Raw genomic sequence first — 24,617 nt, forward strand, 5'->3', positions numbered from 1 at the left:
CCAAAGCACAGACCTTATTCACGCGACTCAGAGCGAGGCGGCGAAGGCCTCGCCGAGGATGTCCATGCCCTCGTTGAGCAAGTCGTCGCTAATCGTCAGCGGCGGCAGGAAGCGGAAGACATTGCCGAGGGTGCCGCAGGTCAAGGTGACCAGGCCGCGCTCGTGGCAGGCCTTGTTGATCGCGCCGGTGAGAGCGGCGGCGGGCGCCTTCGTCACGCGATCCTCCACCAACTCCATCGCGATCATCGCGCCGCGGCCACGGACCTCCCCGACCTGCTCATACTTCTCCGACAACTCGCCGAGGCGGCCCTTGAGGATGGCCTCGATCTCGCGTGCCCGCCCGGCCAGGTCGTCGGCTTCCATCGTCTCGATCGAGGCGAGCGCCGCGGCGCAGGCGACGGGGTTGCCGCCATAGGTACCGCCGAGGCCGCCGCCGTGGATGGTGTCCATGATGTCGGCGCGACCGGTGATGCCGGAGAGCGGCATACCGCCGGCAATGCCCTTGGCGGTGACGATGATGTCGGGCACGACCTCCTCGTGATCGACGGCGAACCAGTCACCGCTGCGACAGAAGCCGGACTGCACTTCGTCAGCGATGAAAAGGATGTCGTGGTCGCGGCACCACTGCGCCAGCGCGGGCAGGAAGCCGGGCGGCGGGACGATGAAACCGCCCTCGCCCTGGATCGGCTCGATGATGACGGCGGCGGTGTTCTCCTCGCCGATCTGGGCATGAATCTGGTCGGTGATATAGCTGAAAGCCTCTGCCTCGCAGTGCTTTTCGCCGCCCGGCCAGCGGTAGGGGTAGGCCATCGGCACGCGGTACAGCTCGGAGGCAAAGGGCCCGAACTTGTGCTTGTAGGGCATGTTCTTGGCCGTCATCGCCAGCGTCAGGTTGGTGCGTCCGTGGTAAGCATGATCGAAGGCGACGATCGCGTCCTTGCCGGTGTAGTGCCGGGCCACTTTGACCGCATTCTCGACCGCCTCCGCTCCGGAGTTGAAGAGCGCCGTGCGCTTCTCGTGGCTGCCGGGCGTCCGCTTGTTCAGCTCCTCGCAGACCTCGACGTACTCCTCATAGGGCGTGACCATGAAGCAGGTGTGAGTGAAGTCGGCGATCTGCTTCTGCACCGCATCGATGATCCGCTGGTTGCCATTGCCGACGCTCGTGACGGCGATGCCGGAGCCGAAGTCGATGAGCTGGTTGCCATCGACATCGCGCAAGATCCCGTCCTGTCCGGACTCGACATAGATCGGCAGGCCGGTGCTCACGCCCGTCGAGACCGACGCCAGCTTCCGCTGGTGGAGCTCCTGTGATTTCGGGCCAGGGATGGCGGTCTTGAGGACGCGACGCTGCTCGATCATGCGCCGATAGTATGCCCGCGCCGTCCCCGCCGATATGGGGCTCCCCGGGCCGGCGTGAAAGGATCGGTCCGTGGAGACCCCGAGCACGCCCGGCTGGTATGACGACCCCGAGGCCGCCGACCAGTTGCGCTACTTCGATGGCGTCGTCTGGACCCGGCATACCGCACCCCGAACCACCCGCTGGACCCCGCCCGAGACGAGCGCTCCACCAGCCGGCCCCACTGCGCAGGTGCCGCCCGCCGCGGCCGGCGAGGATCCATATGGTTGGCGCGGCCCGTCGAGCGCGCCGCCGCCGCAGCAGACGCACTGGGGTGCCCCGCCCGCCGGGGGCGTGCAGCAGCAATGGGGCCAGCAGCCCGCGCCCTACGGCCAGCAGCAGCCCGGCTGGGGTCCCGGCATGGGGTATGCCAGTGGCCCGGCCACCCCGGACGGCGTGCCGCTCGCGGGCTACTGGCAGCGCGTCGGGGCCTACATCCTCGACATCCTGCTGACGGGCCTGTTGTCGAGCATCTTCGGCGGCTACTTCTTGCTCAAAGCGCTGCGCCCGTGGATCGACGATTTCGTCGCCGCCGGCAATAGCAGCGACGACCCGAAGGTTTTCGAGGACCTGCTCAATTCGCTGTCGAGCTATCTGACCGGTCGCGACTTCCTCACCTATGTCGCGATCACCATCCTCGTCGGGTTGGTCTACAACGTCGGCTTCAACACCTGGCGCGGCGCGACTCCCGGCAAGATGGCGCTGCGGATCAGCGTGCGGGAGCGCGACAAGGCCGGGCCGCTGTCGCTGCAGGTGGCGCTGCGCCGATATGCCTTGACGCTCGCCATCGCCATCCTCGGCGCGCTGCCGTCCGGGCTCAGCCTGCTCGCGATGTTGCTGCGCGTCGTCGACCTGCTCTTCCCGGCCTTCGATGGCCGGCGTCAGGCGCTGCACGACAAGATCGGCGGCACGAATGTGGTCCAGGGTCGCCAGCCCAAGCGCGCACCGAAGACTCCGCCGCAGCCCTGAGCGTCCGGTCGGCTACCGGGCCGGGGCGATCGTGCCGACACACTCGGCGAGGCCGATAACGGTGCCATTCGGGCCGGGCGCGCTCGCGCGCAGGGTGATCGTGTCGCCATCCTCAAGGAAGGTCCGCGTCGACGCGTCGGCCAGCGTCACCGGCTCCTGACCGCTCCACGTCAATTCGAGGAAGCATCCGCGGGTCTCCTTGGCCGGCCCGCTGATCGTCCCCGACCCGAAGATGTCTCCGCTGCGCAGCGTCGCCCCATTAACCGTCATATGCGCCACCATCTGCGCGGGCGACCAATACATCTCGCGATATTCCGGCCGGGAGACGATCGTGCCATTCCAGTCCACCTCATAGTGGATGTCCAAACCGTATGCCGCCTCGCCCGCAAGATAGCGCAGGGGGGCCGGATCCTGTCCCGGAAGAGGCACTTTCGCCTCGCTGAGAGCGGCCATCGGTGTGACCCAGGCGCCGATCGAGGTGGCGAAGGACTTGCCGAGGAAGGGCCCGAGCGGGACATACTCCCAGGCCTGGATGTCGCGCGCCGACCAGTCGTTGAGGATGACGACGCCGAAGATGTGCTGCCAGGCGTCAGCCATCGCGACCGGCTGCCCGAGGCGCGTGCCCCCGCCGACCACGAAGCCCAATTCGGCTTCGATATCCAGCCGGACGCTCGGGCCGAAAACTGGCGCGGTCGACTCCGGAGGCTTGCGCTGACCGGACGGGCGCACGATCTCGGTGCCGCTCGCCACGATCGTCCCGGAACGCCCGTGATAGCCGATCGGCAGGTGCTTCCAGTTCGGCGTCAGCGGCTCGGAGTCGGGCCGGAACATCCGGCCGACATTGGTCGCGTGGTGCTCGCTGGCATAGAAGTCGACATAGTCGGCCACCTCGATCGGCAGCCTCATGGCGACCCCAGCGAGCGGATGCAGATGCGGCGCAACGCAATCGGCGCGCTCGGTGCCGCGCAGCGTGTCCTGCAACCAGGCCCGGGCGGCGGCCCACGCTTCGGGTCCTTGGTCGAGGAAAGCGTTGAGGCTCCCGGACTCCCAGACCATGCCGGACTCCATACCCGCCTGCTCGGCGAGCCGGGCGATGTCCAGCGCGTGGTCGGCGATGCGGACCACGACCCGCGGGCCGTCAGGGAACTCGGCCACGCCGTAGGGCAGGTTGTCCAGGCCGAAGGGCTCGTCGGCGGGCAGGTCGTGCCACCAGTTCATGAGGGGTCCTTTGTGAGGAGGTCGAGTGCGGTCAGTTCGGCCAGGGGTTCGAGCACGTCGCAGCAGCCGTATGACGGGAAGTCCGCCCGCAGCATGCTCACCTGGTCTGGGGTCAGGTCGGTCAACGCGGCGACCAGGACGGCCAGGTCCCGCTCGGCGAGCACCGACGCGAGGAAGGGCACCGACCGGCCGGCGCGCGCGGCGGCGAAAGCGGCGAGCACATTGAGAACGCCATGTTCTTCGCCGGTATGGCGTCCGCGCACGGCATGGTGCAGGCCGCCGGTCAGCTTCAACGGGACGTCCATGGCGAGGGCGTTCTGAATCGTCCGGGCGAGCTCGTTCTCGGTGGGCCAGGCCCATGAATCGGTGGCGCCGGTGCGGAATTTCGCGAGCCACTGCGTGTCTGGTCGCTCGGCGCGCGCGATCGCCAGATCGGTCAACGGCAGGGGCTGCTCGGTGCCGCGGGGCAGCTCGACGACGAGCACGGGGGCGGCGAGATCCGCGCGCTCCCAACCGTCCTCCCACCCCACCTCGACCGCGCGCAGCACGACGCGCGAGTCGGCGGCGGCGAGCTGGGCGGCATACTCCGTGTCCTCGCGAGGCGTGCCTGGGCGGGCCGCGATGGCGATGTCCAGGGGTTGCTCGTCGCGCACTTCGCCGTCGTCCGGGCCGGCGAGGTCAGCGAGCCCGGCGAGATCGAGCGCTGCTGGAATTGCGTTGGGCGGCAACAGAAGTGGACCAATCAGGTCGCTATTGGCGCTGCGCCGGATCCGACGATGCGCCGCCACGGCCGCGTCGAGTGGCGCATTCCCGGGCGGGAAGACGGCGGCATCGTCAATGAGCCCAGCGAACAGGGCGCGCGGCAGCACTGGCACTTGCTCACCGTAACAAGCTGACTCGTGCGCACCAGCGGCGGTCAACGGATGGTTGTGAGCGCCCCGGCGTCGAGGTGGAGTTCGCGGTCGGCCTGCTCGGCGCACCAGGCGTCGTGCGTGGCCATGATGACCGCTCCGCCGGCTCGGGCGTGCGCGGCCAGCAGGGCGGTGATCGCCTCGCGGGTTTCGGCGTCCAAATCACTGGTCGGCTCGTCGGCGAGCAGGACGCGTGGCTGGGCGGCGAGGGCGCGGGCGACGGCTACGCGCTGTTGCTGGCCGCCGGAGAGTTCCTCGACCAGTTGGGTTCGCGCCGAGGCGAGACCGACGGCGGCGAGAGCCTCGTCAGCGCGGGACCGGGCGTCGCGGGCGGCGACGCCAGCCGCGAGTTGGGGCACCACGACATTCTCGAGCGCGGTCAGCGGAGTCGAGAGCGCATTGCCCTGCGCGATCAGGGCGATCCCGGCGCGCGCGGCCGTCGCGCGGTCCCCGATGGGCGCCCCGCCATAGGTCACCGAACCCGAGGTCGGTGCGAGCGCTCCGGCCAGCACCCAGATCAGCGTCGACTTCCCAGCGCCTGACGGGCCCGTGATCGCGACGAATTCCCCTGGTGCCGCACGGAATCCGAGCCGGTCGAGGACCAGTCGCTCGCCGAACCGGACGCACAGGTCACGGACCTCGACGGCCCCATTGCCCGCCGCCTCTGAGCGCGTCGAGGTCGTCACACCCGCACGCTAGCAATCCATCGCGATAGCGTCGCGGGAACTGGCGGGACAAGCGGACAGGAGAGGTGATGTCAGCGCTGCGCTATCGCTGGGTGCAAGCCCTCGTCGTGCTCGTCCTCGCCTCGCTCGTCACGGCCGCGTGCGCTTTCGCGCCGTTGTATGTCCGTGCTCTCGACCAGGCGGTTGTTGCCACCACTGTGCGTGCCACGCCGGCCGCCGACGCGGGCGTGCGCATCCTGTCCTTCAGCACCGCGAATATGCATGTGACGACCGACTATCAGCATCAGCGCGATCTGGTCCCGGAGGCTCTGAAACCGGCGCTGGCGGACGGCATACCCAGCATCAGTGTCGGGGTGCGGAGGCTGCCGCTTGCCGCGGAGCCTGAGGGCAGTCTGCTGTGGCGCGCCGGCCAGTGCGAGCACGTCCGCATGACCACCGGCACCTGCCCCAACAGTGCCGGTGAGATCGCCATCAGCGCCGACCAGGCCCGGGTCTACGACCAAGCGGTCGGCAGCACCCTTGAGGTGGGCGAGTGGGATGCGTCGGTTTCGCGCGTGGAGGTCTCCCCTCAGGCGACGCTGACGGTGACGGGCATTTATGAGCAGGTCCCTGGTGACTACTGGTTCGGGACGACCTTGACCGGGGCTGCCGCGGAAAAGCTCGGCTTCGACACCATGCTCACCCCGGAAGCCACCCTCGTGAACGCCGTTCGCGCGCCAGCGGGAGGTGGCGAGGTCTATTGGGCTGAGCCGCACCAGGGGCTCGACTTACCGCTGCGGCCGGAGCAAATCACGGCGGACAATATCGCCCGGCTCGGGGCGGTCGCGAAGGACTGGATCGCCTACCCGATGGGCGTTTCGCGCTATGGCAGTGACGCCTCCGATGCCGTCACCGTGAGCACCTCCTTGCCCGCCATCGCGGACACGGCTGCGGCGTCGCGCGGCCAGGCGCGCGTCACGGTTCCGCTGCTCATGGCTCAACTGGGCCTGCTCCTGTGCACTGTGTTGTGGCTGGTGCTCGTGGGCGCGGCAGATCAGCGCCGGGGCGAGGCCGCGCTGGCGCGGCTGCGCGGGCGGGGTTCCGGCGGCGTCCGGAGCCTGTTGCTGCGCGAGACATTGCCGCCGATCGTGGCGGGAGTGCCGGTTGGGCTGGCGGCTGCGGTTGGGCTGGCCGCGGGCGCACGGCATACCCTCCTGGCCCCCGCTCCGCCGGCCGAGTTCCCCCCGACCACGGCGTATGCCGCCCTGCTGGCACTGCTGGTCATGCTCGCCCTCGCGGCCTCGTCGGTGCGCCGCGTCGCCCGCGCCCCGATCGCCGACCTCTTGCGGTCGGTGCCCGCGGGCCGGGCCAAAATGGTGCTCGGCCTCCTCGAGGCGATGGTCGTTGCGGCCGCCATCGCCGCATTCGTCGCGCTGGTCACCGGCGCCGTGCGCGGGCCCGTCGGTCAACTCGCCCCGACGCTCCTGGCGGTCGCCGTCGGCATCGTCGCCGCGCGCGTCGTTCCGGCCTTGCTGGCCTGGCTCGGTGGAATGGCATTGCACCGGGGGTGGGCACGCGCCGCCACCGCGCTGCTACACGCCAGCCGCCGCAGCGCGACGCGCTGGCTGACACCGATCGTCACCGTGGCCGTGGCAATCGTCGTCCTCAGCGCCGATCTCTTCGCCGTCGGGGCGCTGAACCGCCAGCACCGGGCTGCCGCCGAGACCGGCGCGCCCACCGTCCTCGACCTCGGCTCACGAGACCTCAAGGCCGTGTCCGACGCCATTCGCGCCATCGACCCGACCGGCACGAGCATCACGCCTGTGGTCACCATCGATCCGATCGGCAGCGGCAACACGACCACCATTGGTGTGTTGCCCGACGACTTCTCACGTATTGCGCTGTGGCCCGGAGCGGATCCGAAAAGCCTTGCCTGGCAAGCGCTTCGCCTCCCCGAGCAGCCGCCGCTGGAGATCACCGGAACGTCCGTCAGTTATGCAGCGAAGCTGCCGACCGTGGACTTCACGAGTCTCGACCCCGACGCCCAGTCCACGGCGCTTTCCCCGGCCCTGCAGATCGTCGACGCAGCCGGCGCCACCACGACCGTGCCGCTCGGAGCCGTCCCTACCGACGGCTTCCAGGGCCGCCGCAGCGCCAAGATTCCGTGCACTCACGGTTGCCGGGTGATCGGCTTGGGCGTGACGGCCCCGCTCGGCGCGGCCGGGATGCGCGGCACCCTGACCCTGAGCGACCTGCAGATCGACGACCACCCGTTGGACCTGGGCACGGCCAGCACCTGGCGACCCTCGATCTCCCCGGAGATCGCCGCATCCGACGGCGGACCCGGCGCCCTGACGCTCACCTTTGCCAATTCCGGGCAGACGGAAGCCTTCGTCGTCCACGAGTCCGTGCCGCAGGTCCTGCCGGCACTGACGACCGCGCCGGCGACACCCGCGGCTGCGGGGGCGACGATAGGCGGCTATCTCGTCGACGGCTCCGACCAACTGCTCACCTCGGCCGGCCAGATTGCGTATGTGCCCGGCGGGCCGGCCCGCACCGCTGTCGTCAACCTCGACGCCCTGCTGATCCGGGGCTGGACGGGACGCGGGTCGGCCAAGCTCACGGCATACCTCTCCTCCTCGGACCCGAGCGCCGTGGCCTCGGTGCGTGAGCGCCTCACCGGCTTGGGCATCCCGGTCACGGGGGTGCGGCATCCCGCCGACCTGGAGCGCACCTTCGCCCGCAGTGGGGCGGCCTGGAGCCTGCAGTTGACGACCGTCGTCGGCGGCTTGGCCCTGCTGACCTGTGCGGTCGCCCTCGTCGTGCTCATCGCGACCTCGTGGCGCTCCCGCAGCCGCGACTATGCCGGCCTGCGGATGGCCGGCCTGACCCGCCGGGATGTCGCACTCATCGCCATGCTCGAAACCGTGCCGGTGGTCCTGCTCGCCGGCGGGCTCGGTCTGGCCGCCGGTCTCTGGTCGGCGCCCGCCGCCCTGCAGATGGTGCCGCTGTTCACCACGCCCTCGGCGACCTTCCCTCCCGATCTGCGCACGGCCTACGGTCCGAACCTGGTGACCGCCGGGGCGGCACTGCTGATCCTCGCCATCGTCGCGGCCCTCGCCAGCCGGTATGTCGCCCGGCGCAGCCGCCTCGACCGGCTCCGGGAGGCTGCATGAGCACCGCGACGCCACGCCCGGGCCTGGGCGTCACCACCGTCGGGCTGGTGCACATCTATCGCAGCGAGGGCAGCGATGTTGCTGCGCTGTCTGGCGTCGACATCACGGTCCGGCCCGGCGAAGTCGTTGGGCTGCTCGGGCCGTCCGGGTCCGGGAAGTCCACGCTGCTCGCGCTGCTGGCCGGTCTCTTCCAACCGAGCGCCGGCAAAGTCTTCGTCGGCGACCGCGACCTCGCGGCCCTGACTGAAAGCGAACTCAACCGCTACCAAGCCGTGGACGGCTCGCTCATGCTGCAGGGCGCGCGCCGAAATCTGGTGCCCTATTTGACGATTCGCGGCAATGTGGACTTCGCCCGGCAGCACGCCGCCAAGCTCGGCGACGAGGTGCCCACCACGCAGGAGGTCGTTGATCTGATCGGCGCCGGCGAGATCGCGGACCGACCACTATCCGAACTCTCCCAAGGCCAACTGCAACTCGGCGCCCTCGCGGTGGCTCTCGCACCCGGCCCGGGCATCGTGCTCGCCGACGAACCGACGAGCGCCCTGGACCACGCCGCGCGCGACCGCATCCTCGACACGCTGCTCGATGTCAACCGCCGCTCCGGCGCCACGATCGTCATCGTCACCCACGATCCCGATGTCGCCGCCCGACTGCCGCGGACCGTGACGATCCGCGATGGCCGCATCGGCGGCGAGGGCCGCCTGGGGCAGGAGTATGCCGTGGTGACCGCCGACGGCTTCCTGCCGCTGCCGCTGCACGTGCGGGAGGGACTGCCGCCGGGCACCCTGGTCCGGCTGGAGCGCGATGGCGAGAACTGGCGGCTGGTCCCGGAGGCTGGCGGATTGCCGGGTGGCGGCGACGACGTCATACAGTGACAAGGAGCCCGGGAGACCCCCGCCGGCCGATCACGACGAGGTGATGATGTGGCGCACTACGCGAGCATGGGCACGATCCCGCCCAAGCGGCATACCCAGCACCGGGACCCCCAAGGCAACCTCTACTACGAAGAGTTGATGGGGGAGGAGGGCTTCTCCTCCGACTCCTCGCTGCTGTATCACCGGCGCATCCCGAGCGAAATCAGCGCCGCCCGCGCGTGGGAACTTCCCGACCAAACGCTCACGCCAAACCATCCCCTCAAGCCGCTGCATCTGAAATTGCACGACCTCTTCCCGCCGGAGAGCAGCGGTGTCGATGCCGTCACCGGTCGCCGTCTGATCCTCGGCAATGGCGACGTGCGCATCTCGTATGTCGTCGCTGACGCCCCAAGTCCGTTCTACCGCAACGCGATCGGCGACGAGTGCGTCTATGTCGAACGTGGCAGCGCGCAGGTCGAGACGGTCTTCGGGGCCTTCGATGTCGGGCGCGGCGACTACCTCATCATCCCGCGCGCCACCACTCATCGCTGGCTGCCGAAGCCGCCCGCCGATGACGCCGATGGCGAGCCGCTGCGGCTGTATGCCGTGGAGGCGGCCAGTCATATCGCCCCGCCGAAGAACTACCGCAGCAAGTTCGGGCAACTGCTCGAGCACTCGCCATACTGCGAGCGCGACCTGCGCCCGCCGCTCGGTCCGCTGCTCGCCGAGGATGTCGGTGCCGACGCCGGCCAGGAGACCGAGGTCTACGTGAAGCACCGCGGTCCTGGCCCCGGTGGCATTGCCGGGACGATCTACACCTATCCCTTCCACGTCCTCGATGTCGTCGGCTGGGACGGCTGCCTATATCCCTATGCCTTCAATGTCAGCGACTTCGAGCCGATCACCGGGCGGATCCATCAGCCGCCACCGGCGCATCAGGTGTGGGAGGGCTGGAACTTCGTCATCTGCAATTTCGTGCCGCGCAAGGTCGACTACCACCCGCTGGCGATCCCGGTGCCCTACTACCACTCCAATGTCGACTCCGATGAAGTCATGTTCTATGTCGATGGCGACTACGAAGCCCGCAAGGGCAGCGGCATCGGTGTGGGCTCGGTTTCGCTGCACCCCGGAGGACACGCCCACGGGCCGCAGCCGGGTGCGATGGAACGCTCGATTGGCGCCGAGTATTTTGACGAGCTCGCCGTGATGGTCGACACCTTCCGGCCCCTCGAACTCGGCGAGGGCGCCCTCGCGTGCGACGACGGGCGATACCTGCTCTCCTGGCATACCCCGTCCTCCTAAACTTCGTCCTATGTCGATCGCGCCCGTGGAGCAGGAGGTCACCTCGGCGGGCGCCGACGAAGCGCTGGACGTCCCGTGGATCACGCTGGTGTGGAACGACCCGGTGAACCTGATGTCCTATGTCACGTACGTCTTCCAGAGCTACTTCGGCTACACCCGCGAGAAGTCCGAGATGCTCATGCTCGATGTGCACCACAAAGGCAAAGCGGTGGTGAGCACGGGGCCTCGGGAGAAGATGGAGATCGACACCGAAGCGCTGCAGGGCTTCGGCCTGTGGGCCACCTTCCAAAAGGACGTATGACGTGGCCCGCGGCTTTTCCCGACGCGGCCGCGGGGCCGGTTTGCGGTTCGCGGCCCGGCTCGACGAGGGCGAGCGGGCGCTCCTGATCGAGCTCTTCAATCAGGTTCGGGATCTGATCGATCCGACCGATTCGGTTGCGGCGCAATCGGATTCATCGTCGACGCAGCCGGTGAGTGAGGACCCGTTCGACGCGATCGTCGCCGGTCTAGGAGCCGACTTCGGCTCTGTGACCGTGCCCGACTCGCCGGCCGAACTCGGGGGCCGCGGCTTCGGCTCGGAGGATCGGGACCCCGCCCTGGACCGGCTCTTCCCCGCCGCGAACCGCACCGACGAGGACGCCGCGCGCGAGTTCCGGCGCCTGACCGAGGACTCGCTGCGGGCTCGCAAGCTCAGCGGACTGACGGCTTCCATCGCCGCCCTGAGCGAGGTGGTCGATGATCGCGTCGAGCTGAGCGAGCCGAAGGCCATCACTTTCCTCGTCGCGCTCACCGATGTCCGTCTCGTCCTTGGGGACCGGCTCGGGCTGCGCGAGGACGCTGACGCCGAGCGCCTCCAGGCGATCGCCGAGGCGGTCGATCCGCAGGAGCCGGCGGCATACGCCATCGTCGTCTACGACTTCCTGACCTGGTTGCAGGAGACGCTCGCCACGTCCATGCTTCCCCGGCACTGAACTCGCCTAGGCTCTCGCACCGTGGATGCACCCATCGGGATCTTCGATTCCGGCTATGGCGGACTGACCGTGGCCCGGGCCGTCCTGGATCAATTGCCGCAGGAATCCATCGCCTATCTCGGCGACACCGCGCGCGCGCCCTATGGCCCGAGGCCGATTGCCGAAACGCGGCAGTACGCGCTGGAGTGCCTCGACCGGCTCGTCGATCATGGTGTGAAGATCCTCGTCATTGCGTGCAATACCGCGAGCGCCGCGGTGCTTCATGACGCCCGGGAGCGCTATGACGTGCCGACTGTCGAAGTGATCCGACCGGCCGTGCGACGAGCCGCCCGCGCGACGCGCAACAAGCGCGTCGGGGTGATCTCGACCAAGGGCACGCACAAGTCCAAGGCCTATATCGATGCTTTCGCCGCCGCCCCCGATATCGAGGTGCTCTCGCGGCCGTGTCCGCGCTTCGTCGAGTTCGTCGAGTCGGGGATCACCGGCGGGCCCGAGCTGCTGAAGGTCGCGCACGAATACTTAGATCCGTTGGCGGGCAAGGAGATTGACACGCTTGTCCTGGGCTGCACGCACTATCCGCTGCTGACCGGCGTGATCTCCTATGTCATGGGGGAGGGCGTGACCCTGGTCTCCTCGGCGGAAGAAACGGCCAAAGATGTCTACCGAACCCTGGCCGACCTGGATGCCTTGCGGCCCGACCACCTGCCGCCGCCGCGCCACGGCTTCTCCACGACTGGCGACCCGGAAGAGTTCCGGCGATTGGCGCGCCGCTTCCTCGGCCCCGAAGTCGAAGACGTCTTCGGAAACCTCGCGCAAACTCCGGTGACGCTCTCGTGAAGCTGACGATCATCGGCTGCTCCGGATCCTTTGCCGGACCGGCCTCGCCCGCGTCGAGCTATCTCGTGCAAGCCGATTCGGGTGGCCGCACCTATTCGATCCTGCTCGATCTCGGCAATGGCGCCCTGGGTGCGCTCCAACGGCATCTCGACCCAGACGATCTCGACGCCATCTTCATCACGCACCTGCACCCCGATCACTGCATGGACCTGACCGGGCTGTACGTCTATCGCAAGTACCGGCCTGGGGCGATGCCGCAGGCGCCCGTGCCCGTCCACGCGCCCGGTGGCGCGCGGGAGCGCCTGCACGAGGCCTACGAAGGCATCGACGATGACGGCATGCTCGGCCAGTTTGCCTTCCACACGGTGACCCAGGGCGCGGTGGCGCAGGTCGGGCCGCTTCGGGTCACGGCATACCGCGTCCACCACCCTGTGGAGGCGTACGGCTATCGCGTCGAAGCCGACGGGGCGGTGCTCGCCTATACCGGCGACACGGACGCATGCGACCGGCTCCGCGACCTGTGCGCCGATGCCGATCTCGTCCTGGCCGACAGCGCCTTCGTCGAGGGGCGAGATGTCTTGCGTGGCATACACCTAACCGGTCGACGCGCCGCCGAGGCGGCCGTGGGTGCCGGGGCTCGCCGCCTCATGCTCACTCACATCCCCGCGTGGAACGACCCGGAGGTATGCCGTGCCCAGGCCGCCGAGGTCTGGCCCGGCGAGGTGGAACTCGCCGCCCCCGACGCGACCTACGACCTCTGATCGCCAGCATTTCGGGCCGCGGCGGGCAGGCGGATACCGTGGCCGCATGACTCGTCACGACGGCCGCACCCCCGATTCACTGCGCGAGGTGCGCATCACCCGCAACTGGCTCGACCACGCCGAAGGCAGCGTGCTCGTCGAGTTCGGCCGCACCCGCGTGCTGTGCGCCGCCTCGTTCACCGAAGGGGTGCCGCGCTGGCTGAAGGGCAAGGGCAGCGGCTGGGTCACGGCGGAGTACGAAATGTTGCCGCGCTCGACCAATACGCGCAGCGATCGTGAGTCGCGCAAGGGGCGAGTCGGCGGACGCACGCATGAGATCTCCCGGCTCATCGGCCGATCGCTGCGAGCGATCATCGACACGAAAGCCTTGGGGGAGAACACGATCGTGATCGACTGCGATGTCTTGCAGGCCGATGGTGGCACCCGGACGGCGGCGATCACCGGAGCGTATGTCGCGCTGGCGGACGCCATCGCCGACGCCCATGAGCGGGGCCTGTTGCCGGCCTCGGCGCACCCGCTCACCGGCTCGGTCGCGGCGATCAGCGTCGGCGTTGTCGCCGGCACCCCGGTGATCGACCTCGACTATCCCGAGGACTCGACGGCGCAGACCGACATGAATGTCGTCATGACCGGCGACGGCCGCTTCGTCGAGGTGCAGGGGACGGCCGAGGGGGAGCCCTTTGACCGCGATCTGCTCGGTGCGCTGCTGGACCTGGCGACGGCTGGCTGTGAAGAACTCACTCGCCGGCAGGCCGAGGCTCTCGAGGCGCCGGTGCGGGAGCGCGTTCGATGAGCCGACGGGTGGTGCTCGCGACGCAGAACGAGCATAAGGTCTATGAGTTGCGGCAGATCCTCGCCGAGGTGTGCCGTGACCTCGACCTGGAAATCGTCGGAGCGTCGGACTTCCCGGACATTCCGGACGTGGCGGAGACGGAGGTGACCTTCGCCGGCAATGCCCGGCTGAAGGCCGAAGCCCTCTCTGCGGCAACGGGTTTGCCTGCCCTGGCCGATGACAGTGGGCTCGCCGTGGACGTGCTCGGGGGCTGCCCTGGGGTCTTCAGCGCGCGCTGGTCTGGCTCCCATGCTGGCCCTGGCGCCGCCCGCGCGGACAAGGATCGCGCCAACCTCTCGCTCCTGCTGGAGCAGTTGGCGGATGTGCCCGACCAGCACCGCTCGGCCGCCTTCGTCTGCGCGGCCGTCCTCGTCGTGCCCGGCCGCGAGGCGATCACCCGCGAGGGCCGCGTGACGGGCCGGATCGGGCATACGCCCCGAGGCACCAATGGCTTCGGCTACGACCCCATCTTCGTCCCGGACCACGACCCCTCACGCACTCTCGCCGAGTTCACTGACACGGAGAAGAACGCGATCTCCCACCGCGGCAACGCCTTCCGCGCCATGGAGTCCGTCCTCCGCGACGCCCTGGCCCTCTAACCCCCGGCCCCAGGGCCCTTTGTCTGGGACCGGTCAGGCGAACGGGATCGACACCTCGATGTCGACGCCGTCGGTGAGTTTCAGAGCGCCCATCATCGTGGAGAAAGGACGAACGCCGAAGTCGCTTTGCCGGATCGTGCCGGCTAGGCGTAGGACCCCCTGCTCCGGTTGATCGAGCCGCAGTTCGACCGGACCGGTGACGCCATGAACGGTGAGTTCGCCGGTGACCGACCCGTCGTCCCACGTGCCATCGATGGCCGAGGAGGCGAAGCTCAACTCGGGAAATCGTTCTGGCTCGAGGGCTTTTGCCGCATTGGCGAGGATCTTTGGCCTGTCCGATTCCGTCAGCGGCTTGGCGCCGCCCGCCCCCCCGATCACCGTGAGGTGGCGCAGGTCGGCCGTGACCTGGACCTGCGACGTGGCCGGGGTCGTCCCGAGGGTGACCTGTCCGGACCAGTAGTCGACCTCGATCGTGAGGTTGTGTCCCATGGCCGCGGCCGGGCCCTCGGTGTGGGTGCGGATCAGGAGTTGACCGTTGTCGTGGGAGAGGTCGTAGTCGCCCGTCGGGATGTCCACGGCACCAGTGTGCGCCGCGCGGTCACGCGCCTTCGCAGCGGGGTTCTGGCTCGGGTCAGTGGCCGGACGGCGGAGCCGAGCCACCTTGCGGCGCTGTCGCGGCCATGGCCTCGATGATGTCGTCGCGGATCCGGCCGGACAGGCCGCCCCAGGTCGGTTGGTAGCCGTAGATATGCCGCAGCGGAGTGCCAGTCCGGTTGCCGTCCATGATCTCGACATCATCGGCGTCGAGCATCGCCGGGTGCCAGACACCACAGGCCTCCGAGACCTTCAGCAGGTCGCGACGCAGCGTGCGGATGTAGTTGGCAACGCGCACCGACTTCAGGGTCGGGTCGAGGCCGCGCTGCAACCACTGGTTTTGGGTGGCGACCCCCGTTGGGCAGTGGTCGGTGTGACACTTCTGCGCCTGGATGCAGCCCAGCGCCAGCATGGCCTCGCGGGCGACATTGACCATGTCCGCGCCGAGGGCGAAGGCGACCAGCGCATTGTCCGGCAGGCCCAACTTGCCGGCCCCGATGAAGGTGACCCGGTCCTGCATACCTGCGGCGGCGAAGGTCTTGTAGACGCGGGAGAAGCCGACCCGGAACGGCAGCGAGACCGCATCGCTGAAGACCAGCGGGGCGGCACCCGTTCCGCCTTCGCCGCCATCAATGGTCACGAAATCGACTCCGCGAGAGCCGGATTGCATTTCCTCGACGAGGGACTGCCAGAAGGTCAGGTCACCAACGGCGCTTTTGATGCCGACCGGCTTCCCGGTTGCCTGGGCAATCTTTTCGACGAAGTCGAGCATGCTGTCGACATCGGAGAACTCGGCGTGACGGGATGGGCTGGCGCAGTCCTTGCCGAGCGGGATCCCGCGGATCTCGGCGATTTCCGGAGTGATCTTGGCGGCTGGCAGCATGCCGCCGAGGCCGGGTTTTGCGCCCTGGCTGAGCTTGATCTCGATTGCGCGAACCGGTGCCGATTCCACGACCTTCATCAGCTTGTCGAGATCGAATCGGCCCTCGTCGTCGCGGCAGCCGAAATATGCCGTGCCGATCTGCAGCATCAAGTCCCCGCCTTGGCGATGGTGGGGCGAGAGCCCACCCTCGCCGGTGTTGTGCATGCAGTTCGCAAGCTTGGCACCAGCATTGAGGGCCTCAACCGCGTTGCCTGACAGCGACCCGAAGCTCATCGCGCTGATATTGACCACGGAGTCCGGCCGGAAGGCATCGCGGCGCCCGCGCGGACCTCCGAGAATCTTCGGGCTCGGCAGCCAAACATCCTCACCCGCGTGCACCGCGGAGGGCGGCACGACATCGGAGAAGGTGTGCTGCTTGAAGATGACGTACTCGCCCGACTCGATGTCATTGTCGGTGCCGAAGCCGGTGTAGTTGTTCTGCAACTTCGCCGAGGCATAGATCCACGACCGCTGGTCACGACTGAACGGCCGCTCTTCGTCATTGCTTGTGACGATGTACTGGCGCAGCTCCGGGCCGATCTTCTCTAGCGCGTAGCGCGCGTGGGCCACCACCGGGAAATTGCGTTGCAGGCTGTGCTTCTTCTGCGTCAGATCACGAATCGCCACCCCGGCGAGGGCAGCACCGGCGGCCGAAAGCACAACTTTGGGCTTCATGGGCCCATGATGCCGGGTTCCGTCGCGGTATGGGGTGACCTCACCCCCGCTTGTCCGCGCGCCGTGCCGGGACCTTCTTCGCGGTGCTCTTCCGTGCGGCAGTCTTCTTGGTCGCGGTCTTCCTCGCCGTGGTCTTCGTCGCCGTCGCCGCCGTGGCGGTGGCCTTGTGATCGGTAGCCTTCTGCGCCGGAGCTGCGGTGGTGAGCCCGAGCGCCTGCTCGAGCTCGGCCAGAGCCTCGCCGGTGTAGACCGCGAGCCGCTGCAGGTGGGGCAGGGCGTCCCGGTCGCCGATGAAGCCGAAGTTGAGGGTGCCGGCATACGACTGGCAGGTGATGTTCAGGGCCATCCCGTGGATCGGGATCGAGAGCGGATAGTTCGCCTCGAGGCGCGCCCCGCGGAAGTAGAGCGGCTCGCGCGGTCCCGGGACATTGGAGACGCAGAGATTGAAGGTGAACGGCACCGGCGCAGGCATGCCGGTCATCGCTGCGAGCACCTGCGTCGCGGAGGGCGCCATAAGCATCGCGCTGTACGCGAGGATCGACTCCATCGGCAGGTTGGTCAGCTGCTTCTTTGCGGTGCGTGTTGAGCGAGTGATCGTCGCGAGGCGCTCGACCGGGTCAGCGATATCCGTGCCGAGGGTCGCGAGAATCGCGCCGACCGCATTGCCGCCGCCGGCGTCGCCCTTGGCGCGGACATTGACCGGCAGGAAGCTGATCAGCGGTTTGTCGCCCAATTGGCCCGACTCGGTCAGGAACTGGCGCAGCCCGCCGCCGCAGATCGCGAGCACCACATCATTGAGCGTCGCTCCGCCTGCCTTGCCGACGGCGGAGAGGCGAGCCACGTCATACTGCTGGGTTGCGAAGCGGCGATTGCGGCCGATGCGCGCGTTGAGGACCGAGTGCGGGGCTTCATACGAGGAGATCAGGTCCTTGAACTCTCCGTCGCGCCGAAGCTGCAGCCCGACAAGGGATTTGGCGAGGCTCGGCACGGACTTGGCGACATTCACGGCGCGTCCGAGCACGGCGCTCACATCGGCGAGCGGTGCCGACTTCTGCTCCGGACGAGCGCTGCGCTGCCGCGGGGGCAAGGAGAAGAAGAGGTTCTCGGCGCGTGAATCCGGATCAGTGGACAGCGAGCGAATGAGCAATTGCATGGCGCTATAGCCGTCGACGAGCGCGTGATGGAATTTCACGTAGAGCGCGAAGCGGTTGTTCTCCAGGCCCTCGATCAGATGCATCTCCCACGGCGGACGCGTCAGGTCCAGCGGATTGGAGTGCAGGCGCGAGACGAGGATGCCAAGCTCGCGTTCGTCGCCGGGGCGGGGGAGCGCCGAGCGGCGCACGTGGTACTCGATATCGAAGTCCGGGTCCGGGATCCACTGGTGCGCGGGGTTGAGCAGGAAGCCGGGGGTCTTCAGCTTGGTGTTGAACGGGGCGTGGACCGGGGCCGTCGTGCGGATCTCGTCCATGAGCCGGCGCAGGAAGTCCGGGGGAGCGTCCGGCGGCATCGTGAAGGGCAGCAGGCCCCCGACGTGCATCATCGTCTCGGGAGTCTCGCCATAGAGGAACATCGCATCCATGGGGGTCAGCCGCTTGCCAGTCATGGCGTGATTGTTGCCGATTCGGGGCTGTAGCGATACCCGCGATACGATGACAGACGATCCTCACCGACATCTGCCTTGGTGGCGCGCGCGTGCGCGAGCGGGCGGCATACGACGAAAGCATGAGACTCGTGGCAACGACCAACGACCTGAAGAACGGCCTTGTCCTCAATATCGACGGACAACTCTGGACTGTGGTCGAGTTCCAGCACGTCAAGCCCGGCAAGGGGCCGGCCTTCGTGCGCACCAAGCTGAAGAATGTGCTCTCCGGCAAGGTCGTCGACAAGACCTTCAATGCGGGCGTCAAGGTGGAGACGGCCAATGTCGACAAGCGCACGATGCAGTACCTCTACAACGACGGCACCGACTTCGTCTTCATGGACCCGGACACCTACGACCAGATCGCCGTGAGCCCGGCCACCGTCGGGGATGCCGCGAAGTACATGCTGGAGAACCAGGACGCCATCGTCGCTCGCAATGACGGCAATGTCCTCTACATCGAACTGCCCGCCTCCGTCGTCCTCGAGATCTCCTACACCGAGCCGGGCCTGCAGGGCGATCGGTCGACCGGCGGCACCAAGCCCGCCACCCTGGAGACCGGCGCCGAGATCCAGGTGCCGCTCTTCCTCGAAACCGGCACCAAGGTCAAGGTGGACACCCGCGACGGGTCCTACCTCGGCCGTGTGAACTGACTTCTCCCGGAACACGATTCGGATGGCCGCCCGCACCAAGGCGCGCAAGCGCGCCCTCGACCTGCTCTTTGAGGCTGAGGCGCGCGGCGTCAATGTCGGGGACCTGCTGCACGAGCGGCTGGCCGCGCCGGTCACCGACGCGCCGCTGAACCCTTACACCGCGACCCTCGTCGAGGGCGTCATCGCGCACTGGCGGGATATCAACGAACTGCTCAACACCTACAGCCAGGGCTGGCCGGTCGAGCGGATGCCGGCCGTCGATCGGGCCATCCTGCGTCTCGGGGCGTTTGAGGTGCTGTACAGCGAGGATGTCGCCGAGGCGGTGGCCATCAGCGAGGCCGTGGGGCTGGCCACCCAGCTGTCCACCGATGACTCGCCGAAGTTCGTCAACGGCCTGCTCGGCCGGCTCGCGCAGGTCAAGCCGACGCTGGCCTGATCGTGCTCCGCTTCACGGCGATTCGGTATGCCGATGCGGCCGACCTGGAGCTGATCGAGGACATCGAACGCGCCGCCGACATTCGTTTCGCGACCCTGTCCGCTGCGCGGGGCATCTCGTATGACGAGTGGCCGGGCCCCGGTGCGAGTGCAGCTGAGCGAGCTTCCGGCCCTGGGTTTCTCCTGGTCGCCGGACAGCCGGCTGTGGGCTTCGCTCACGTGCTCGATGTCGGCGGGCACCTGGTTCTCGAGCAACTGTCGGTGCGCCCCGAGGTCGGCCGGCTCGGCCTGGGGACCGCCTTGCTTCGGGCAGCCATGGGCGTGGCAATGGATGCTGGCCATGACCTCCTACTTCTGCGCACCTTTGCGGAGGTCGCGTGGAATGGTCCCTTCTATGCCGGCCACGGCTTCACCGAAGTGCCTGATCCGACCTGGTTGGCGCCCCTCATTGCTGCCGAAGAGCGGGACGGCCTGAGCCGCTGGGGTCGGCGGATCACGATGGCACGCCCGCTGCGGGATGAGCCCTTGCCCCGGCCCGCGGTCAGTGTGATCCCCTTGCGTGACGGGGCAGCCGGTCTGGAAGCCTTTGTCCAATATCGTGTCGGGACAATGGATTTCGCGGCCAATGCGGTCGTCTTTCCCGGCGGGCGCATTGATGCCGCGGATCGCTTGGCCCGTGTGGATGTGTCCGACGAGCTGCTGCGCGAGCACGTCTCGGCGTGGCGCGCGACGGACGTCGGGTCGGTCGCCGACGACGCGGTGAGCGCGGCGCGCACGCTGCTCGCGACCGGTCTGCGGGAGGTGCGCGAAGAGGCCGCTGCCGAGCTCGACCCCTCGCGCCTGGTGCCATGGGACAACTGGGTGACACCGATCGGGGTGCCCAAGCGCTTCGATGTCTACTTCTTCATCGTCCCTGTCAGTGCGGGGGAGGAAGCGAGTTGGCGGCATACGACCACCGAGGCGCACGACTCGCGCTGGATCCGCGTCGCAGACCTGGCCGCCGTGACGGATCGCGGCGAGGCGCTGCTCTTGCCTCCGACGCGCGCCATCGTCGACGAACTCGCCAGCCTGGGCGATCTGGCCTCCGTGCTCGCGCTGCGGCCGGTGATCCGCCCCGTCCGCCACGACCTCGACGTTCGCCGTCCCCGCCCGTCCCGCTGACCTCGGCGCTGAATAGCCGACGAGGCTTCATGCTTCCCGGCGTACGCGTCACGGGCTAGGTTCGAGGGCATGGGTGGAGAGCACACGACATACGCGACCAGGCACCGACGGACCCGAAGCGGCCTCGCCGCCTTGGCGCTCACGGGGCTCGGCTTCGCCGGGATCGGCGCGACCGCGCAGGCGGCGTCCGATGAGCCGACGATGATGATGCCGACCGGAGGCGGCTATGAGTCCGTGACCCTGGAAGCCTTCGCCAAGGCGGCCATCTCGAAGGCTACGGACAAGACGGTGGATATCGTCGTCGTGCCCTCGTCCTATGGCGATGACTGGCCGAGCCGACCGGAAAATATCGCCCTGGCCAAGCAGCGCACGGCCGAGGTCGCCGCCGCGTGCACGGCCGTGGCTCCACCCGGAAAATCCTGCACGGGCCGGCTCGCCATCCTGCTCAACCGAGCCGACGCGATGAAGCCAGCCAACTCCGCCGCATTGCGCGACGCGAGCCTGGACGGCATCTTCATCCTGGGCGGCGACCAAGGCATCGCGATGAAGGTGCTCGCGAACTCGCCGGCGGAGAAGGCCATGACCGACGCCGTCCACCGAGGCGCCGTGCTCGGTGGCACCAGTGCCGGGGCGGCCGTCGAGTCGGTCTCGATGATCAACGGCTATGTCGGGGATTATGGTGCGGCGCAAGGACTTCGGCGCGGCAGCACGCTCATGTGGTGGCGCAATGACGGCGATGCGGAGCGCGGGCTGGTGTTCGGGTCGCAGCGCGCGATCTACGACCAGCACTTCTATGAGCGGGGCCGGTTCGGCCGATCCCTGTCGACCATCGCCACCGCGGACGAGCGCTTCGGCGGCAAGAGCCCGGTCGGTGTCGGCGTCGACTACGCCACCTCGATCACCAACTACGGCGACCGCACCCTGACCCAGGTTGTCGGAAATAGTGGCGCCGCCACCATCGACTTCGAGTCGCTCGGCGCCACCCACCGCTGGGTTGGGACTGAGCGTTGGCTGTCGGCACGCAAGGTCAAGGTTAACCTGCTGACAGAGGGTAACGACTACGACCTCGTCACCCGCCGCCTGACCCTCAATGGCAAGACTGTGGGCGATGTGAGCGGCCGAGCCTGGTCGACCCCTCGCTCCAGCGCCGACGGCATCCTGTATGTCGGTGGGGGCGTCCTCGGCGGTGGCAAGGTCATTCCGTCGGTCGTCAAGGATGCTGCGGCGGCGAGCGCGAACCCGCAGAACGGCCGGGTGCTCATCCTGTCGGCGGACACTCGGGGAACCGCGGCAGCCTATGGCGACAAACTCAAGGTCGCCGGCTGGCCCGGCCACATCGACCAAGCCACCTTCGGCAAGGGCTCCTGGGCCAGCGTCAACCCAGGCCGGTATGACGCCGTCCTGATCGTCGCGGTATCCCCGCCGCAGGCGGCTAAAGCCTTTGGCAATGCGACCTTCCGAGCCCTGGCGGCGAAGGCCTTCGCGGCCGTACCGGTGGTCTTCGCGGACGGCCCGGCCGCGGCATATGCCGGCACTCGCTGGTCGGGTGAGGCCCGACCCAATGGGGACAACTATGAAGAGAAGGCAGGCGCAGCTTTCAAGACCTCCGAGGCGAAGTGGCACGCCGGGGCTGGCGTCGTCGGCGCAAGCATCATTCCGGCCTTGAACACCGACTACGTCTGGGGCCGGCTGTTCAACGCCGTGGCGGTCGATAAGGGCGAGCTGGGGCTGGGCATCAGTGCTGGCACCGCCATTCGCTTCCACGCCGGCTCCGCGACGGTCGTCGACGGCTCGGTCGTCGTGGCCGATGGCCGCGACGCCCGCACCTGGGTGAGCAGCAATGGCACCCTGGGCGCCGCCGGTCTCGTGGTCGACACCTTCGGCCCCGGCGAGGCGCTGCGCCGCTGAAAGTAATACCCCAGCGCTGGCGCAGGCCTGCCGGGTCGGCGTCAGCGCTTGGCGGAGAACGCCCAGGCGGTCACATTGCGGGTGTCCTCGACGCCGACGAAACCCTCCCAGGGCGAGTAGCGGTCGGTCGCAAAGTCGGTGTCGCCGTCATCGGCAGTGCCGCCGATGCGGTCCTTACCGGCCTGGAACATCCGCCAGAAGCCGAGGCCGCCGGAGTCCATGAGCGAGGTGACGTCATTGGTGTTATTGGTATGCCAGTTGCCAATGAAATGTCCGGCCTCGTGGGCGACGACATTGCCGATCGCGGTGCCGACAAAGCGGACCTTGTCGGTGCTCGGCCGCAGGTAATAGTTCAAGGACACGACCGCGCTTTGATTGCCCTTGACGGGTGCACTCATCAGGTCGAGCAGGACGATCGCCTCGTCGGTGCGGCCGTAATTGCCCGGGTCGATGGCATTGGCGATGCCGACGGTCTCGATGCCCGATTCGTCGATAGTTCCGCCGACGACGACCCGCGAGACATGGGGCTTGCCGGTCAGATCGGCGCTCTGCAAACCATTGACGACCTGAATCTGCAGATTGGGGATGTTCATCGCCCGCATGTCCGTGCGCAGGTTCTCCGAGGCCGCTTTGGTGATCTGCGCGGCGAGTGCGGGTAGGTCGGACTCCTTCAGCCCCCACCCGGCGAGGAACTTCTTCAGCGGTGACAGCTTTCGCTTGCCGCCGTCTTCCCACCCGAAGGTTGTCGTGTCGACGACTGCGCCGTCGAAGTCGAGATAGATGGTTTGCGGTGCGCGAGTCCCTTCACCGCCCGGCCTATAGACCTCGACGGTATGGCGGTAAGCGCCCAGCCCGGTGTCGACCATGACGCCATACCAGCCATCGGCTTCGACGACATAGGACGCATTGGCATTGCCGCCGCGAGGCAGGGGCGAGCCGGTGGGGTAATAGCCGGAGAGGTCCAACCCGCTCTGACCAGTCACATAGGTGCTGTCCCAGCGCTGAACCATGACTCGTTTGGCGGCACCCGCGACGGACGTGCCGAGCACGTCACCGCGCCGCAGTTTGACCAGGATCGCGTCGCGGTCGGTGCGCCAGCTGCCGATCTCGGCGGTGTAGGTGCCGCCACGTCCTTCGGTGGTCCCGGAGGCAGAGTCGAAGGGGTCGATCTGCCACGACCTTTCGTCGAGGACTTGGACATAGAAGGTGCCGTCCGAGGTCGTCGTGAATTGCGCGATCTCATCCACGATGCCGGGGTCCGTACTATTCCAGCCGAGGGCGACGGGCACGCCGCGGGCGTCCCAGATCGTCACCATCGTGCTGCGCTGCGAGGCGGCGATCTTCGCCGTCACCGTCTCGCCAGCCTTGGCATCCACGCGATACCAGTCGAAATCCCCGGGGAAGGGCCCATGGGGACCGTCGCCGATCCGGCCCGACACGCGGATCCGATCGTTGCCCCGGATGCCCGTCTTCGAGGCCAGCGGAATCGAGCCATTGTCCTCGGCGGCGGTGGGGAGAGCCCGCATCGTGGGGGCGTTATCGGCGAGCGAGCCGGAGACGACCATCCGATTGCGCAGTCCCGCACCGAGACCGAAGGCGCTAACCTTCTCCGCGGTCCACGTCGTGTCATTGCGCCCGACGACGCCGGCAGGCTCCTTCTCCCGGTATGCCAGGGGCGCCCCCGAGCCGCCATAGCGCGCCTTCGCGCGGTGCCCATCATCGGAAGTTGCGGCCTGTGAGCGCGCGCTCGCGGCCTGAGCCCAGGACGCAAAGTCGACCTTGTGCAGATCAGGGAGGTAGGCGATATTCGGATCCGCTCCGGTGGCGCCCGAGCCGAGTGGAGCCAATTGCATACCAGCGGCCAGTCGCGACTCCTCAGCCGCCGTCAGGCCGCCCGCCGACGGCGGATCAACCGCGGACCCGCTCGCGGCGAGCCCCGGCATCGCCAGCCCGGCCCCTGTCATACCCGCCACGATCCATGCCCTGCTGCGCCGCATCGCGGCCCCCTCCCTGGTGGGCGGGCCCCATTGCCCGCTGGCCAGACTCTACGGGCAGCCGTGCGACCGGCGCTGCAGGGGTATGCCGCCCGCCCCCTGGACGGGTGCGCGGACGCCTCGTGGCGCGGGGTTAGAGTGGGCG

The 24,617-nt window shown here is 68.2% G+C and carries 22 protein-coding genes; 14 read left to right on the forward strand and 8 right to left on the reverse strand.

What is annotated here, in order from left to right:
- Positions 1-27 precede the first annotated feature (27 nt).
- The gene (gene gabT, locus ABD225_RS05110; RefSeq protein ID WP_344082140.1) at positions 28-1,359 is read right to left on the reverse strand and encodes a 4-aminobutyrate--2-oxoglutarate transaminase; all 1,332 of its coding nucleotides are present in this window, start codon (positions 1,357-1,359) and stop codon (positions 28-30) included.
- A gap of 70 nt (positions 1,360-1,429) precedes the next feature.
- Between gabT and ABD225_RS05115 the strand changes: the two genes are divergently transcribed.
- Positions 1,430-2,365 carry an RDD family protein gene (locus ABD225_RS05115; RefSeq protein WP_344082142.1) on the forward strand — a complete coding sequence of 312 codons (936 nt, stop codon included), beginning with the start codon at positions 1,430-1,432 and terminating at the stop codon, positions 2,363-2,365.
- A 12-nt stretch (positions 2,366-2,377) separates the two neighbouring features.
- Here ABD225_RS05115 and fahA read toward each other — a convergent pair whose 3' ends face one another.
- The 3 genes from fahA to ccmA are packed head-to-tail and all read right to left on the reverse strand — an operon-like array spanning position 2,378 to position 5,180.
- Complete coding sequence (gene fahA / locus ABD225_RS05120; RefSeq protein WP_344082144.1) at positions 2,378-3,583, reverse strand: fumarylacetoacetase; 1,206 nt, start codon at positions 3,581-3,583, stop codon at positions 2,378-2,380.
- Entirely contained in the window at positions 3,580-4,458 is an 879-nt protein-coding gene (locus ABD225_RS05125; protein WP_344082146.1) for a hypothetical protein, read from the reverse strand. Before ABD225_RS05125 ends, fahA begins: the two co-directional genes overlap by 4 nt.
- Before the next feature lie 41 nt (positions 4,459-4,499).
- Positions 4,500-5,180, reverse strand: coding sequence for a heme ABC exporter ATP-binding protein CcmA (ccmA, locus tag ABD225_RS05130; RefSeq protein WP_344082148.1), 681 nt, complete (start codon positions 5,178-5,180; stop codon positions 4,500-4,502).
- A gap of 68 nt (positions 5,181-5,248) precedes the next feature.
- Between ccmA and ABD225_RS05135 the strand changes: the two genes are divergently transcribed.
- Genes ABD225_RS05135 through rdgB form a run of 9 tightly spaced genes read left to right on the forward strand, consistent with a single transcriptional unit; the run spans position 5,249 to position 14,491 of the window.
- Positions 5,249-8,335 (forward strand): FtsX-like permease family protein, encoded by a 3,087-nt coding sequence (locus ABD225_RS05135; RefSeq protein ID WP_344082150.1) that lies wholly within the window; start codon positions 5,249-5,251, stop codon positions 8,333-8,335.
- A complete protein-coding gene (locus tag ABD225_RS05140; protein ID WP_344082152.1) occupies positions 8,332-9,210 on the forward strand; it encodes an ABC transporter ATP-binding protein in 879 nt (292 codons plus the stop codon). Before ABD225_RS05135 ends, ABD225_RS05140 begins: the two co-directional genes overlap by 4 nt.
- A 48-nt stretch (positions 9,211-9,258) precedes the next feature.
- On the forward strand, positions 9,259-10,491 hold the full coding sequence (locus tag ABD225_RS05145) for a homogentisate 1,2-dioxygenase (protein WP_344082154.1): 1,233 nt from the start codon (positions 9,259-9,261) through the stop codon (positions 10,489-10,491).
- Positions 10,492-10,501: 10 nt separating this feature from the next.
- A complete protein-coding gene (clpS, locus tag ABD225_RS05150) occupies positions 10,502-10,792 on the forward strand; it encodes an ATP-dependent Clp protease adapter ClpS (RefSeq protein WP_344082156.1) in 291 nt (96 codons plus the stop codon).
- A 1-nt stretch (position 10,793) separates the two neighbouring features.
- The gene (locus ABD225_RS05155) at positions 10,794-11,462 is read left to right on the forward strand and encodes a DUF2017 domain-containing protein (protein WP_344082158.1); all 669 of its coding nucleotides are present in this window, start codon (positions 10,794-10,796) and stop codon (positions 11,460-11,462) included.
- 21 nt (positions 11,463-11,483) lie between these two features.
- Positions 11,484-12,299 carry a glutamate racemase gene (gene murI, locus ABD225_RS05160; RefSeq protein ID WP_344082160.1) on the forward strand — a complete coding sequence of 272 codons (816 nt, stop codon included), beginning with the start codon at positions 11,484-11,486 and terminating at the stop codon, positions 12,297-12,299.
- Positions 12,296-13,060: an MBL fold metallo-hydrolase gene (locus ABD225_RS05165; RefSeq protein ID WP_344082162.1), complete on the forward strand. Its 765-nt coding sequence runs from the start codon at positions 12,296-12,298 to the stop codon at positions 13,058-13,060. The genes murI and ABD225_RS05165 overlap by 4 nt, the downstream gene beginning before the upstream one ends.
- A gap of 46 nt (positions 13,061-13,106) precedes the next feature.
- Positions 13,107-13,853, forward strand: coding sequence for a ribonuclease PH (rph, locus tag ABD225_RS05170; protein ID WP_344082164.1), 747 nt, complete (start codon positions 13,107-13,109; stop codon positions 13,851-13,853).
- Entirely contained in the window at positions 13,850-14,491 is a 642-nt protein-coding gene (gene rdgB / locus ABD225_RS05175) for an RdgB/HAM1 family non-canonical purine NTP pyrophosphatase (RefSeq protein ID WP_344082166.1), read from the forward strand. The genes rph and rdgB overlap by 4 nt, the downstream gene beginning before the upstream one ends.
- A 33-nt stretch (positions 14,492-14,524) precedes the next feature.
- On the opposite strand, the gene ABD225_RS05180 is transcribed toward rdgB, so the two are convergent.
- Genes ABD225_RS05180 through ABD225_RS05190 form a run of 3 tightly spaced genes read right to left on the reverse strand, consistent with a single transcriptional unit; the run spans position 14,525 to position 18,285 of the window.
- Positions 14,525-15,067 (reverse strand): YceI family protein, encoded by a 543-nt coding sequence (locus ABD225_RS05180; protein WP_344082168.1) that lies wholly within the window; start codon positions 15,065-15,067, stop codon positions 14,525-14,527.
- 55 nt (positions 15,068-15,122) lie between these two features.
- A complete protein-coding gene (locus ABD225_RS05185) occupies positions 15,123-16,682 on the reverse strand; it encodes an FMN-binding glutamate synthase family protein (RefSeq protein ID WP_344082170.1) in 1,560 nt (519 codons plus the stop codon).
- 40 nt (positions 16,683-16,722) lie between these two features.
- On the reverse strand, positions 16,723-18,285 hold the full coding sequence (locus tag ABD225_RS05190; RefSeq protein ID WP_344082172.1) for a WS/DGAT/MGAT family O-acyltransferase: 1,563 nt from the start codon (positions 18,283-18,285) through the stop codon (positions 16,723-16,725).
- A gap of 128 nt (positions 18,286-18,413) precedes the next feature.
- Here ABD225_RS05190 and efp point away from each other — a divergent pair, with 128 nt between their 5' ends.
- The 4 genes from efp to ABD225_RS05210 all read left to right on the forward strand — a co-directional run bounded on the left by efp (position 18,414) and on the right by ABD225_RS05210 (position 22,478).
- The gene (gene efp / locus ABD225_RS05195; RefSeq protein ID WP_344082370.1) at positions 18,414-18,974 is read left to right on the forward strand and encodes an elongation factor P; all 561 of its coding nucleotides are present in this window, start codon (positions 18,414-18,416) and stop codon (positions 18,972-18,974) included.
- Between the two features lie 22 nt (positions 18,975-18,996).
- Positions 18,997-19,410 carry a transcription antitermination factor NusB gene (nusB, locus tag ABD225_RS05200; RefSeq protein WP_344082174.1) on the forward strand — a complete coding sequence of 138 codons (414 nt, stop codon included), beginning with the start codon at positions 18,997-18,999 and terminating at the stop codon, positions 19,408-19,410.
- Positions 19,411-19,412: 2 nt separating this feature from the next.
- Entirely contained in the window at positions 19,413-20,570 is a 1,158-nt protein-coding gene (locus ABD225_RS05205; RefSeq protein WP_344082176.1) for a GNAT family N-acetyltransferase, read from the forward strand.
- A gap of 69 nt (positions 20,571-20,639) precedes the next feature.
- Positions 20,640-22,478, forward strand: a complete 1,839-nt coding sequence (locus tag ABD225_RS05210; protein WP_344082178.1) for a Type 1 glutamine amidotransferase-like domain-containing protein — start codon at positions 20,640-20,642, stop codon at positions 22,476-22,478.
- A 41-nt stretch (positions 22,479-22,519) separates the two neighbouring features.
- On the opposite strand, the gene ABD225_RS05215 is transcribed toward ABD225_RS05210, so the two are convergent.
- Positions 22,520-24,475, reverse strand: coding sequence for a hypothetical protein (locus ABD225_RS05215; RefSeq protein WP_344082180.1), 1,956 nt, complete (start codon positions 24,473-24,475; stop codon positions 22,520-22,522).
- Positions 24,476-24,617 lie beyond the last annotated feature (142 nt).

The sequence above is a fragment of the Nostocoides veronense genome, assembly GCF_039531185.1.
Classification (GTDB): Bacteria; Actinomycetota; Actinomycetes; order Actinomycetales; family Dermatophilaceae; genus Nostocoides_A; species Nostocoides_A veronense.